Below are 13,546 nucleotides of genomic sequence, written 5' to 3'. Positions count from 1 at the left end.
ACCGCCGCGCCGCATCAGGCGGGCGAAAAGCCTGCCAGTCGCAGTGCGCCGTCCAGCGAATCGCCCAGCGGTTCGCTCAGACGCTCTACCGTGCGCCAGCGCAGCCAGGGGCTGATGCGCGGGGCAAGCCCTCCAACCAGCGTGCAACGGGTGGCGCCGCGCTCGAAGATCGTCTCGATGAAGCGCTCGATGTGCCCCGCCGCGTGTTCGACTATGGAACGGGCGATGGCGTCGTCGGCTTCGGCATAGTCCATGACCAGCGGCGCGAACGTGCCGTAATCGCGCGGGGTGGCCTGATCCATCCAGGCGATGGCCTGCGCGGTATCATGTTCGAAACGCTCGGTCACCGCCGCGCTGAGCGGGGTCTTGCGGGTCCGCCCATCCAGCGCGCGCAGGGCGTGACGCATCGCCGAAAGGCCCAGCGCGGCGCCGCTGCCCTCGTCAGAGATCGGGAAGCCGTAGCCGCCGATGGTGAAGTCATCTCCGTTCAGGCGGACCTGCGCGGCGCTGCCCGTGCCGATGATGAGGATCGCGCCGTCCTGTCCGCCGTGCGCGCCCAGGTTGGCGATCAGTGCATCGGTGGAATAGGCGGTGGAGGCAAATCCGAAGTCCAGCTCGGCCAAAGCCTCACGCACGCCGGGGCGGGTCATTCCGGCGATGCCCATGCCGGCATGGATGGTGGCGCGCTGGGCGGTGCTCAGGCCAGCTTCGGCGACGGCCTGGTCGACGGTGTCCAGCAGCGTCTCGTACAGCGCGTCCATGCCGATGCGGGCGTTGGCGGTGCCGGATTTGCCGTGGCCGATGACCGCCCCGGCCGCGTCGACCAACCGGGCGCGGCAATTGCTGCCGCCTGCATCGATGCCAAGGAAATAGGTCATGGGTGGTCTCCGGTTGCGGCGTTATCGGTCCAGTCGCGCCCTCGCGGCGTGTGCCCGATACCCGGGTTGAGCTGGTTGTGCGGATCGATGCTGCGGTAGAATTCCTGAAGGCTCGGCCGCGCGACGTAGAGGTGGCCGACGTTGTGCTCCGCCGGATACTGGGCGCCGCGTTCGTCGAGCAGCGCCCACAGCGCATGTTCGAAGGCCAGTGGATCAGTGCCCTTTTTCACGATGTAGTCCTGATGGAACACCTGGCAGAAGAAGTGCCCGTAATAGAGCGCATGGATCGTCTGCGCTTCTAGGGCGGCGGGAAGCTGTTCCACCCATTCGCGGGTATTGCGCGGCAGGGCGATGTCAAGCGCGACGATATCCGCCACCTCGTCCGCATGGACGGCGCGGTAGCGCACGGCGGCGCCCGCCGCGACAAAGCGGTGAAGGAACGCCTTTGCGGCTTCTTTCGCGGTGCATTCGAAGTGGTCGCCCTCGCTGCCGCCGGGGAACAGGCGCGCCAGCAGTTCGCGCGCGGCCTCCACTTGTCCGCGCGGGACCTTGAGGATCAGGTGATGCGCGAAACGGTCCCGGTACAGGCGCATCATTTCGGGAAGATGGTCCGGTATGAAGCGGCTGGACCATTGCATCAACCTGTCGCTGAGGCCTCCACCTATGGCTGCATCCACCCGCGCCTTGGCGGCGAACAGCGCCGGCAAACGATCGGTGCCGAGGCGCTCGATGGCGAAGAACATGTCCCGCCCATAGCGGTCGGCCACGTCGAAGGCGGTGCGGTGCATGTACTCGCCCGCGATCGGCAGCGTATCGAAATCGCGCAGCATCGTGCGGCGCAGTTCTGTCAGGCGAGCGGGCTCGGCGGTGCCGATGTAGAAGGTGGTGGTCTCATCCTCGCGCGCGAAGGTATCGAGGCGGACGGCGAAGACGATCAGCTTGCCGGCGCTTCCCGCAGCTTCGAACAGGCAGCGCGGATCGGCGTTGAAACGGGCGGGCACTTCGCTTTCAATGTCTCGCACATGGTCGGCATAGCTATGGTCGTGGGCCCATTTGTCCTTCGCCGGGTCGATGTCATCCTCGGTGAAAGCACTCTTGTCGATCCGTGAAAGGATTGTCTCCGGCTCATCGCCCAGCGCGATGCCGAGGTGGTTGACGAGGCGCAGGGTTCCATCCGGCAAAACCTCGCCAAACAGGGCAAGCTGCGTATAGGCAGGCCCGCGCCGGATCAGTGAACCGCCCGAATTGTTGCACACACCGCCCACCACGGACGCGCCAAGGCAGGATGATCCGATCACCGAATGCGGCTCGCGGCCATAGGGACGTAAGGCCTGCTCCAGCCGGTGCAGCGTGGTTCCCGGCTGACACAATACCTGCGCGCCCTCGCGGATGACCGCGAGACCGCCGAGCCGCGTTGTGCTGATGATGACCAGCCCGCCGGGATAGTCCGCGCCGTCAGGCGTCGACCCGCCGGTCAGGCCCGTGTTCGAGGCCTGCATGATGATCGAGACATCTGCCGCCACGCAGGCGCTGGCCGTGCGCCACAGCTCCACCAGACTGCCGGGGCGCACCACCGCGATGGCCGGGCCGTCGCCGGTGCGATAGCCCTTGCGGAACCGCGCCGTGGCCCGGCTTGCGGTAAGCACATGGCGCTTGCCGACCGCGCCGCGCAAGGCGGCCAAAAGCTGCGTGTCGCGGGTGTCTGGCATGGCTTTTACTGCGTCTGGACCTCATCGTCGGTCATCAGGTCTTCGCCGGCCAGCCACGTCACGATCTCCCGCGCGGCGGGGTGGTCGATGGCGCCGTAGCGGGCGCGCAGGCGATCGACCCGTGCGCCCAGACGTTCATAACCCACGTCCTGAAGGGCGGGAAGGTCCTGCTGCAGCATCGCCGCGAACTCATCGCCCAGCAAGTGCCGTGCCGCCACGCCGAAAGCCTCGCCGTAAGCATAGTCGTCACCATCGGCGTAGAGCATCGGCAGGGTCAGCGCCGGGATGCAGCCGAGATGCGCCTGGATCGCGGGGTTGATCGCGTGGCCCGAGACATGCTCCCCAATCCGCGCCGGACGCCCGGTGAAGGCACGCAGGTGCAGGAAGCGCGACATGCGCGCGCCGTCGTTCACCGGGTAGTTGTCCCAGAGGCAAACTGGCCGTCCAAGCTCGTCCGCCACCCGCTCAAGGTGTGAAGATCCGATCTCGCGCGAGCAGACTTCCTCGCCGGTCCAGTAGACCTGCACGGCCGGATCGAGCGCGCGGCCCAGATCGCCGAGATAATCCTCCGGCCGGTCCCCGAACACCAGATCCAGCACCGGATCGTCGGAGTAATACGTCGGGCAGGTGTAGACCCGCGTGGCCCCGGTCAGCCCGGCGCAGAAGTTCACCACTTCCGCCTGCCGCGCGGCAAGCTGCGGCATGTCGCCGCGCAGATCGTCGAACAGCACCGCAAGGTCGTCGACACCGATCGCGTCGAGGTCAGCCACCCGGCGGGTCAGGTCGGCGCGGGCCTCGTCGTCGAACGGGTGGGTCGATCCCACCGGGGTAATCGCCATGCCGAAGCGCATTCCCAGCCCCCGGCATTCGGCCGAAAGACGCATCAGCGCGTCGGTCTTCGCGGTGTCATGGCCGGTGCGCCATTCGCGCCGCATCGCACGGTCGGCCTTGGGTCCATAGTGGTAGAACGCATAGCCCGCCTCGGCGAGCGATTGCACCACGTAGCTGCGCTCCGCATCAGTCCAGATGCGGCCGAAGCGCCCTTCTATCAGCCCGAGTTCGGGCACCTTGAACTGCGTTGTCATTCGCGGGTGTCCTCACGCGCGCCGCCGATCCACGTCGCCCGCACCAGCCGGTCGTCCGACAGGTGTACTAGGTCGGCGCGCAGACCCGGCGCGATGGTGCCGATTTCGTCGTCGAGGCGCAGGAACTTCGCGGGGTTACCGCTGGCCATGCGCGAGGCGGCGACGATATCGCAGCCCAGCATGTCCATCGCGTTACGCAGCGCCTGCGACATGCTCAGCGCCGATCCGGCCAAAGTACCGCCCGGCCCGCGGCAGGTGCCGTCGACCACGGCGATATCCTGATCCATCAGCGAAAAACGGCCCATCTGACCGCCCACCGGCGGCATCGCGTCGGTCACCAGCATGGCGCCGTCGATCCCGCGCGCCAGCAGCGCCACGCGCAGGGCGGCGGGGTGGACGTGGAGACCGTCAACGATCAAGCCGAAATGGCTCGCCCGGTCCTCCAGCGCCGCGCCCACCATGCCAGGCTCGCGGCTGAGGAACTGCGTCATCGCGTTGAACAGGTGGGTGAAGCCCACCAGTCCTTCGGCCAGCGCCGCACGGGTCTGGTCATAATCGGCAAGGCTGTGCCCGGCGCAGACCAGCACTCCGGCCTCTGCCAGCGCGCGCACGGTGCCCTCGGGAGCCAGCTCCGGCGCGATGGTGACGATGCGGCGGCCGGTGGTGGGGGCCGCAAGCCGGGCGATGACGGCCGCGTCGATGGCCGAAAAGCGCGTCTGGTCGTGAATGCCCTTCTTCGCGGCGTTGAGGTGCGGGCCTTCGATATGAACGCCCAGCACACCCGGAACCCCGGCCTCCAGCGCCGCCTCGCCCGCCTCGATCGCGGCTTCGACGACCTGCGGGTAATCGCTGATGAGCGTGGGCAGGATTCCAGTGGTGCCATAGCGGCGGTGCGCGGCGGCAATCGCGCGAATGCCCTCGATGTTGGGCATGTCGTTGAACAGCACGTCGCCGCCGCCGTTCACCTGCGTATCGATGAAGCCCGGCAGCAGCCAGCCCCCGCCCAGACTTTGCACCTCACAGCCATCGGGCAGAGCGCCTTGCGCGGCGAGACCGACGATGCGGCCCCATTTGAGGAGCAGGGCCTGCCCCTCCACCACCCGGTCGGCCAGAACGATGCGCGCGCCGGTAAGAGCCTGAACGGTCATAGGGTACGCGTTACCTTGTTGAGATGCGGAGGGCTGTCGGGGTTGCGGCCTCGCGCCAGCGAGAGCGCGTTGGCAAGGCCGTAGAAGCTCTGGATCTGGGCGATGGCACCCAGAACCGGGTGCACGTCGGTGCGCGAAGGCAGTACCAGACCGGCAGGCGCCACGTCCTCAGGCGCCCCGGCAGCAATCACATGCGCACCGCGCGCGGCGAAATCTGCGAGCCGGTCTCGCAGGCCGGTGCGCGCCACGTCTAGCGGCGCGAGTGCCAGCACGGCGCTGCCTTCGCCCACCAGCGTCATCGGGCCATGCGCCACTTCGGCGATGCTGAAGGCTTCCGCGTGCAAACTGGACGTCTCCTTCAGCTTGAGCGCGGCTTCACCCGCGATCGGCAGGGTCGGGCCGCGGCCCAGCACCAGCATCTCGCTGGCATCCTGCAACAGTGTGACGGCATCGGTCCAGTCGGCAATGGCCGCCGTTTCGAGCACTTCGCCCGTGCTTTCCAGCGCGGCGAGCAGCGCTTCATCCTGGCTCCACTCGGCGGCAAGGTGGGTGAGCGCGACCAGCATGCACACGAAACTCTTGGTCGCCGCCACGCTGGTTTCGGGTCCGGCGTGGACGGGGATGACGATCTGCGCCAGCTGCGCCAACGGCGATGCGGCATCGTTGACCACAGCGATGACGATCGCACCCTGTTCGCGCGCATCCTTGGCGGCGGCCAGCAGGTCAGGGCTGCGGCCGGACTGCGATATCGCGATCAGTGGTACATTGCGGAAATTCGCCGAAGTCGCGTGGTAAAGCGAGCCAACCGAAGGCGCATGGCTGAGCGTGGGCACCCGCGCGTGGGTCTCCAGCAGGAACTTGGCGAAGGCCGCCGCCTGGTCGGAACTGCCGCGTGCCAGCGTCGCCGCGAAAGGCGGGGCGAGGTCGCGCAGCTGCCGACCGGCATCGCGCACGAGATCGGCATTGAGGCGCAGCTGCTGCGCGCAGAGCGCCGGTGCTTCGCGGGCTTCGCGGGCCATCTGGGTCTGGTCCATAGGTGCCTCCAATGCCGTGTTAGGGGTCGTCAATGTCATGCCTAGGGCAGATACCACTTTCGCATTTTGGCACAAGTGGCATTAAAGTGGTTTTGTTTTTGACGCATCTGATGATACCGGTCTGGTTCGCATGAGGGTCGAACCTTGGGAGCAACCATGTTGAAGATCGAAACCGCCGTGTCCGATGGACAGGGCAGCGTCAACGAGGATGCGGTGGGCCACCACGGCAATGCGGCCTGGGTGATCGACGGCGCCACCGGCATCGGCGCTTCACTGCTGGACGCGCCCTCGGACGCTTCATGGCTGGCGCAGACCGCGAGCCGCCTCCTTGGCGAAGTGCTGACGCTAAGCCCCGAACTGCCGACCGTCGAAGTGCTACGCACCGTCATGACCCGCTGCGCCGAGGCGCTGAAGCGAGAGCAGGTTCGCCCCGCCGCCGAGCCGCATGAGCACCCCTCCGCCGCCTTCGCGATGGTGCGCATCATCGAAGGCGAGGCCGAATTCACGACGCTGGCGGACTGCCGGGTCGCCGCGCTCGGCGGGGCCGGTGAGGCCCGACTTTTCGGCGTTTCCACGCTCGATGCCATCGAGGCGCGCACGCTGGCAGCGGCCAAAACGATCCTCGATGCCGCCCCCGTCGTCACGCCCGATGCGCTCAAGGCGCAGCTTATGCCGGTGCTGCGCGCCAACCGCAGCCTGATGAACCGCGAGGGCGGCTACTGGGTGCTGGGCACCGAGCCTGCCGCCGCCGACCATGTGTGGCAGACCCGGATACCGCTGCGCGCGCAACAACGCTTCGCCATCGCCAGTGACGGTTTCCTGCGCCTCATCGAGCTTTTTGATGCCGCTACGCCTGCTGACATGCTCGCCATTTCTGGCGCCGAAGATGCGGCGCGCTGGATCGAGCGACTGCGCGACTTTGAACGCCAGCCCGATTCGCTGCGCCGTTTCACGCGCGTGAAGCCGCATGACGATGCCAGCCTTGTCGTTTGCATTTGGAAGGATACGTAACGATGCTGGTCATGGGTTACATGAGCGGAACGTCGCTGGACGGCGTCGATGTCGCGCTCGTCGAGACGGACGGGGAGCGGATCGAAGCCTTCGGGGCGTCAGCGATGATGGCGTTTTCGCCGGGCGAATGCGCCGCCATCGAGCGCGCGACTGCCGATGCACTGGCGTGGAATGGCTACGGCGATACGCCTGCCTCCTTCGCCGCCGCCGCGCAGGTTATCGAGGGCGCGCATATCCGCGCCGGGCGCGCGGTGATCGCGCAGGCCGGGCGTGCGCCCGACCTCATCGGCTTTCACGGACAGACCCTGCTACACCGGCCGGAACGCCAGATCACCGTGCAGATCGGCGATCCGCAGGTCATCGCCGATGCGCTGGACGTCTCGGTGGTCGCGCAGATGCGGCAGGACGATCTCATGGCCGGGGGGCAAGGTGCGCCGCTGGTTCCGGCTTATCACGCCGCGCTGGCGGAGCGGCTTGGATTGGCTGGCCCCGTTGCGTTTCTTAATGTCGGCGGCGTGGCGAACCTCACCTGGATCAGCGCTGACGGCGAACTGATCGCCTTCGATACCGGCCCCGGCAACGGGCTGATCGACCAGGTCGTGCAGGCCCGAGGCGCCGGGCGTTATGACGACGGCGGGCGCTTTGCGGCGGCGGGAACGGTCGATGCCGGCGTGCTGGCGGACCTGCTTTCCCACCCGCATTTCCGGGGAGAAGGCCCGAAGTCGCTTGACCGCTACGACTTTCCGCTCGAATGGGCCGCCGCAAGGTCGCTGGAGGATGCGGCCGCGACGCTTACGGCCTTCACCGCGGCAGCTGTGGCACTGACGGCGCAGGCCCTGCCAAGCCCGCCGAAAGTCTGGATCGTCTGCGGCGGGGGGAGCCACAATCCCACGCTAATGGAGGCGCTGCGCGACCTCCTTGGCGATTGCCGCACGGCCAACAATGTAGGCCTGCGCGGTGACTTCATCGAGGCAGAGGCGATGGCCTTCCTCGCAGCGCGCAGCTTGCGCGGGTTGCCGCTGACCTTCCCTGGCACCACCGGGACGCCCCGCCCGCTGACCGGCGGGACGATCTGGCACCCTGCAAAGATTGTTGAAGTGGTCTGATACCACCTATTTACAAATCCGTGACAGGTCTACATAGGTACCGCCGATAAAAGATTACACCGTCGAGTCTTCGGGTCGCACCAGAACGACAAGTGATCTGGTTCAGGGAATATGGAAAAGTGAGGAGTTCCTAATGGTTAAGTCAAACAGGCAGGCCGTTGCACTGGCAGCGCTGGCTTTCGCTCTCGCGCAGGCACCCGGCGTCGCATTCGCGCAGTCCAGTACCGATGCGATGCCAGCTGACGATGCAGCCCAGGGCGGCGACATTGTCGTCACCGGCACCCGCATCGCGGTTCCGGGCCTGACCTCCAGCAGCCCCGTCGCATCGACCAGTCAAGAGCAGATCAAGCTCCAGTCGGCGCTGACCATCGAGGACTTCTCAACCAAGATTCCCCAGCTTTCCGGCGGTGTTCGCCAGGGTTCGCAGGGCAGCGACGCATTCGGCGCCCAGGTTCTCGAACTGCGAAACTTCGGGCAGAGCCGCTCGCTTGTCCTGATCGACGGCACCCGCGCCGCGCCTTTCAGCTTCCGTAACTCGGTCGACGTGAACGCCATCCCCGCCTCGCTCATCAAGCGTGTCGACGTGCTGACCGGCGGCGCCGCCGCAGTCTACGGCGCAGACGCGGTAGCGGGCGTGGTCAACTTCATCCTCAACGACGAGTTCACCGGCATTCGCGGCACCGCGACCTCGCGCCTGTCCGAACATGGCGGCGCGCAGTACGGCGGCTCGCTGATGATGGGCACTGGTCTTGGCGACCGCGGCAACATCGTCATCGCGGCGGACTACACCCAGCGCGACCTGATCCGCGCCGGTAAGCGTGACTGGGCGGCAACGCCGAACCAGACCATCCCCAGCCTCGGCGGCGTCTTCACTGACGTGGCGAGCGGACGCAAGTTCGGCTTCAGCGACAGCGGCGAATTCAGCACCAACCCTTCGGCGACTTCGAACATCTCCGACCAGTATCCGCTGGTTTCGCCGCTCAAGCGCATCAACGTCGCCGCGCTCTACAAGTACGAGATCACGCCGCAGATCGAGATTTACGGCCGCGCGATGTACACAAATTCGCGCACCGAAGAGACCGGCACTCCCGGCGCGACCCCGGCTTCGGTCAACCGCACCGTCTCGATCAGCGAGAGCAACCCGTTCCTTACCGATGCGATCCGCAACCAACTTACGTTCGTCAACGGCGCGGCGCAGGTGAACGTCGCGCGTTCGCTGGGTGAACTGGGCCTCGTCAACTACGAGACAGAACGCAACACCCTGCAACTCCAGACCGGCCTGCGCGGCCCGCTTACCAGCGCGATCAAGTGGAACTTCTACGCCCAGTACGGCCGTTCGACCGAGAACACGCTGATTACCGGCGACGGCCTTGTCAGCAACGCGGCCGGCGCGAACAACTTCGCCGCGATCGTCAACACCGTGAACATCTTTGGCCCGAATGCGGCGCTGGGCGATGCGCTGGGTAGCGACATCAACGGCTTCAACCGCAAGCGCGACCAGTTCGTGACGGCGGCGACGCTCAGCGGCACGCTGGAAGAACTGTTCTCGCTCCCCGCCGGTCCGATCGGCTTCGCCATCGGCGCCGAGTACCGCCGCGAGACCGCAAGCATCACCCAGGACACGGCGCTGCTGACCGGCAATACCTACCGCCAGGGCGTGCAGGCTGCCTATAGCGGCTCGTTCGACGTCAAGGAACTCTACGGAGAAGTCCTGATCCCGGTCCTTCGCGACCTGCCGCTGATCCGCAAGCTGGACGTGGGCGGCGCCTACCGCCTATCGGATTACAACCTGTTCGGCACCCACGGCACCTGGAAGGTCGAGGGCAACTGGGAAGTCGACCGCAACTTGCGTCTGCGTGGCACCTATCAGCGCGTGCTGCGTACCCCGAACTTCGGCGAGTTCGCCGCCAGCACCTCGTCGCTGCCATTCAACAACCTGGTCACCGTGGACCGCCTGAAGCCACGTTACGGCGGCGACCCCTGCGTTCTGGGCACCGGCGACGCTGCGCAATGCGCAAGGCTGGGCGCACCAGCCGTCGGTTCAGCAAACTCAAACGCCGCCAGCTACCTGACCGGCAACTACTATTACGGCGGCAACCCGGACATCAAGCCGGAGACGGGCTACACCACCACCATCGGCGGCGTACTCACCCCGACGTTCCTGCCCGGCCTGAATATCACGGTCGACTGGTACGAGCTTGACCTCAAGGGCGCTGTCGGCGTGATCCAGCCCATCGCCGCGATCACCAGCTGCTACATCACCAACCCCACCGCCGGTAATCCGCTGTGCGGCCTGGTGACGCGCAACTCGGACGGCACCTTCAAGGACGCCTACGTCAATAACCAGAACCTGGGCCGCCTGCTCCAGCGCGGTCTGGACATCGGTGCCAGCTACACGCTGCGCCAGGACTGGCTGCCGGGTGAAGGTCTGCGCCTTAGCTATCAGGGCAACATCGTTACCTCGTACAAGATCCAGGCGAACTCCACCGTCGCCGCGATTCAGTGCAAGGGCACGTTCGGCGCCACTTGCTCCAGCGACGGCACCACGCTGGTTCAGCCCGATTACCGCCACACGGTCGGCGTCGGCATGCTGTTCGACAAGGGCGTGATCCAGTTCGACTGGCAGCGCATCGGCAAGGTCAAGTCGAGCACGGCCGGTTCCACCGAGACGATTTCGGCGCAGAACACATTCGACCTCTCGGCGTCTTACGACTTCACCGAGACCGTCACGATGAGCGCGGGCGTCTACAACCTGCTCGACAAGAATCCCCCCCGCGTGTCGACGGGAGGCGTGTTCAACACCTTCCCCGACACGTACGATATCCTTGGACGCACGTTCGGCTTCTCGCTGACCGCGCACATCTAAGGACGTCAAACCTGCGTAGCGCCCGGCCATCCTCCTCCGGCCGGGCGCTCGCTTCTTGGAACAGTTCATGCGGCTGTGTCGAGGTATCTGTTTCAAGGTTATGTTTTACCATGTTTTCTGAGTCGTCAGGTGATTTCGCCTGATTAGAAAACGCTCTAAATCGCGGGCCTGACGACGTAGTTCTGGCCTGACCGGAGAATAGTTCGATGATGCTGCCGTTCACGATGGCGGACTGGCTGGTTATCGCCGCCTATCTCCTGCTGCTCCTTGCCGGAGGCTGGATCTTCACGCCGCGCAAGACCGAAACCGCGAACGACTATTTCCTCGCCGGCGGCAACGTGCCCGCATGGCTGGCGGCGATCTCGGTGCTGTCGGCCACGCAGTCTGCCGCGACGTTCCTCGGCGGTCCGGACTACGGCTACCACGGCGACCTCACCTATCTCAGCGGCAATATCGGGGGCCTGATGGGCGCGATCTTCGTGGCCCATGTGATGATCCCGCGTTTCTACGCGATCAAGGCGACCACCGCCTACGAACTGCTGACGCTGCGCTTCAGCGAGAAGGCGACCCGCTGGGCGGGCGGCATGTTCCTCGTCGGCCGGGTGTTTGCGGGCGGTGCGCGCGTGTATCTTGCCGCGATTGCGCTGGCTATGGTCATTACCGGGACCGTCGAGGCGCAGGGGATCATGATCGCGGCGGCCGTGCTGGTCGTGGCGAGCGTTATGTTCACCTTCGTCGGAGGCCTCAAGTCGGTCCTGTGGAACGACCTCATCCAATTCGTCGTCTATCTTGGTTCTGCCATCGCGGTTCTGGTATTCCTGCGCATGTCGATCCCGGCTTCGACCGGCGACATCATCGCGGGCTTGTCCAACACGCCCGAGGGTATCGACAAGCTCAGGGTCTTCGACTTCTCGTTCGACCTGTCGCGTCCGTTCTCGATGCTGGCGATCGTGACCGGCCTGGCGCTGCTCTACATCGCCAACGCCGGCATGGACCAGGACACCACGCAGCGCTTGCTTTCGTGCAAGGACGCCAAGACCGGCGCGCGCAGCCTTTACCTTTCGGTCATCGCGACGGTGCCGGTGGTCGGCATGTTCATCGTCATCGGCCTGCTGCTCTACATCTTCTACGACCGGCCCGACCTGATGGGCGGCGCCACGGCGGCTGCGGGCAACGAGTTCGGCGGCGAGAAGATCTCGATCTTCATGCACTATATCCTCACCCAGCTTCCGGGCGGCCTGCGCGGTCTGGTGACCGTGGGCATCTGCGCGGCGGCAGTGGCGACCACCAACTCGGCGCTGAATGCGATGTCCTCGGTGCTGGTGCAGGATTTCTACCGCCCCTGGCGCGAGAAGCGCGCCGCCAATGTCGCTCCGGTGGCCGAGCATCACTACGTGCAGGCCGGACGCGCCGGGATGGGCGTGATCGGCTTCGCGATGTTCCTCATGGCGATCGTCTCGTTCTATTGGCAGCGGTATTCGAGCATGGGCCTGCTGGAATTCGCGCTCCAGGTCATGGTGTTCACGTATGCTGGGCTGCTGGGCGTGTACTTCACCGCACTGTTTACCAATCGCGGCAATACCGGATCGGTCATCGCCTCGCTGCTGGTGGGCTTCGTCACCATCCTGCTGCTGCAGCCGGGGATCGCCCATGCGCTGGGCCTGCCGACCATCCTGAACGGGCTTTCGTTTCCCTTCCAGCTTTGCATCGGTACGCTCGTGGCCTTCGTGGTCTGCGCCGCGCCTGCGGGCACGGGGCAACAGGCTCTGACCTCCAAACATTGATGCGCCCTATGCGGACACCAGGAAAATCATGAAGACCGAAACCCTCGACCCCCGTTATCTCGACCTCGACCTCTGGCCGACCGAACTGGCGGTGGAAGCGATGCTCGACGGCCAGATGGCGGCCATCGCCGCGATCCAGTCCCAGACCGCGGCCATCGCCCGCGCGGCCGAGGAGGCGGCCAAGCGCCTTGGCGAGAACGGCCGGCTGGTCTTCGTCGGTGCCGGCACTTCGGGTCGCCTTGCCGTGCAGGACGGCACCGAGCTCTACCCCACTTTTGGCTGGCCGATGGAGCGGATGATCTTCCTCATGGCCGGCGGCGCAGGCGCGCTCACCGAGGCCTATGAAAACGCCGAGGACGATATCGAGGCAGGGCGCACCGAGATCATCGGTCACGCGGTCGGCCCAGCGGACGTGGTGATCGGTGTCGCTGCCAGCGGCCGCACGCCTTACACCGTCGCTGCCATCGAGCAGGCCCGCGCAGCAGGCGCCCTGACCATCGCCATCGCCAACAACTCCGGATCGGTGCTGGGCGAACGGGCCGAGCACGCCATCGTCGCCGTAACCGGCAGCGAAGTCGTCGCCGGGTCCACCCGCATGAAGGCTGGCACCGCGCAGAAGGCCGTGCTCAACCTGCTTTCCACCGCGATCATGATCCGGCGGGGGCTGGTCTATCAGGGTCGAATGGTCGCTATGCGCATATCCAATGCGAAGCTATTGCAACGTGGGCGCGGGATGGTCCAGGATATCGCCGGAGTGGACCCCGCCGTCGCGGCTCGCGCGCTCGAGACGGCGGGCGGAGAAATCCGTCTGGGCGTCATCGTCGCCATGGGGCTTCCCCTCGAAGAAGGACGCGCTCTCCTTGAGGCGCACGGGGGTAGTCTGCGCGAAGTCCTGCAGGTCCTGGAAAGACGAGATTGATCGAAG

The 13,546-nt window shown here is 66.0% G+C and carries 10 protein-coding genes; 5 read left to right on the top strand and 5 right to left on the bottom strand.

Features of this window, described 5'->3' with window-relative positions; genetic code table 11:
* Positions 1-14: 14 nt before the first annotated feature.
* The 5 genes from V474_RS09190 to V474_RS09170 are packed head-to-tail and all read right to left on the bottom strand — an operon-like array spanning position 15 to position 5,893.
* Positions 15-878, bottom strand: a complete 864-nt coding sequence (locus tag V474_RS09190; protein WP_059151202.1) for a BadF/BadG/BcrA/BcrD ATPase family protein — start codon at positions 876-878, stop codon at positions 15-17.
* Positions 875-2,587 carry a D-lactate dehydrogenase gene (gene dld, locus V474_RS09185; RefSeq protein WP_059151201.1) on the bottom strand — a complete coding sequence of 571 codons (1,713 nt, stop codon included), beginning with the start codon at positions 2,585-2,587 and terminating at the stop codon, positions 875-877. The genes V474_RS09190 and dld overlap by 4 nt, the downstream gene beginning before the upstream one ends.
* A 5-nt stretch (positions 2,588-2,592) precedes the next feature.
* Positions 2,593-3,672 (bottom strand): beta-N-acetylglucosaminidase domain-containing protein, encoded by a 1,080-nt coding sequence (locus tag V474_RS09180; RefSeq protein WP_059151200.1) that lies wholly within the window; start codon positions 3,670-3,672, stop codon positions 2,593-2,595.
* Positions 3,669-4,820 carry an N-acetylglucosamine-6-phosphate deacetylase gene (nagA, locus tag V474_RS09175; protein ID WP_059151199.1) on the bottom strand — a complete coding sequence of 384 codons (1,152 nt, stop codon included), beginning with the start codon at positions 4,818-4,820 and terminating at the stop codon, positions 3,669-3,671. The genes V474_RS09180 and nagA overlap by 4 nt, the downstream gene beginning before the upstream one ends.
* Positions 4,817-5,893: an SIS domain-containing protein gene (locus V474_RS09170; RefSeq protein ID WP_059151198.1), complete on the bottom strand. Its 1,077-nt coding sequence runs from the start codon at positions 5,891-5,893 to the stop codon at positions 4,817-4,819. Before V474_RS09170 ends, nagA begins: the two co-directional genes overlap by 4 nt.
* Before the next feature lie 117 nt (positions 5,894-6,010).
* Between V474_RS09170 and V474_RS09165 the strand changes: the two genes are divergently transcribed.
* The 5 genes from V474_RS09165 to V474_RS09145 all read left to right on the top strand — a co-directional run bounded on the left by V474_RS09165 (position 6,011) and on the right by V474_RS09145 (position 13,540).
* Complete coding sequence (locus V474_RS09165) at positions 6,011-6,865, top strand: protein phosphatase 2C domain-containing protein (protein ID WP_059151197.1); 855 nt, start codon at positions 6,011-6,013, stop codon at positions 6,863-6,865.
* 2 nt (positions 6,866-6,867) lie between these two features.
* Positions 6,868-7,971, top strand: coding sequence for an anhydro-N-acetylmuramic acid kinase (locus V474_RS09160; protein WP_059151196.1), 1,104 nt, complete (start codon positions 6,868-6,870; stop codon positions 7,969-7,971).
* Positions 7,972-8,104: 133 nt separating this feature from the next.
* The gene (locus tag V474_RS09155) at positions 8,105-10,837 is read left to right on the top strand and encodes a TonB-dependent receptor plug domain-containing protein (RefSeq protein WP_059151195.1); all 2,733 of its coding nucleotides are present in this window, start codon (positions 8,105-8,107) and stop codon (positions 10,835-10,837) included.
* Between the two features lie 206 nt (positions 10,838-11,043).
* Positions 11,044-12,621 carry a sodium:solute symporter gene (locus tag V474_RS09150; RefSeq protein ID WP_059151194.1) on the top strand — a complete coding sequence of 526 codons (1,578 nt, stop codon included), beginning with the start codon at positions 11,044-11,046 and terminating at the stop codon, positions 12,619-12,621.
* Positions 12,622-12,649: 28 nt separating this feature from the next.
* A complete protein-coding gene (locus V474_RS09145; protein WP_059151193.1) occupies positions 12,650-13,540 on the top strand; it encodes an N-acetylmuramic acid 6-phosphate etherase in 891 nt (296 codons plus the stop codon).
* Positions 13,541-13,546 lie beyond the last annotated feature (6 nt).

It is taken from the genome of Novosphingobium barchaimii LL02, assembly GCF_001046635.1.
Taxonomy (GTDB): Bacteria; Pseudomonadota; Alphaproteobacteria; order Sphingomonadales; family Sphingomonadaceae; genus Novosphingobium; species Novosphingobium barchaimii.
This window is presented reverse-complemented; position numbering and strand designations above follow the sequence as displayed.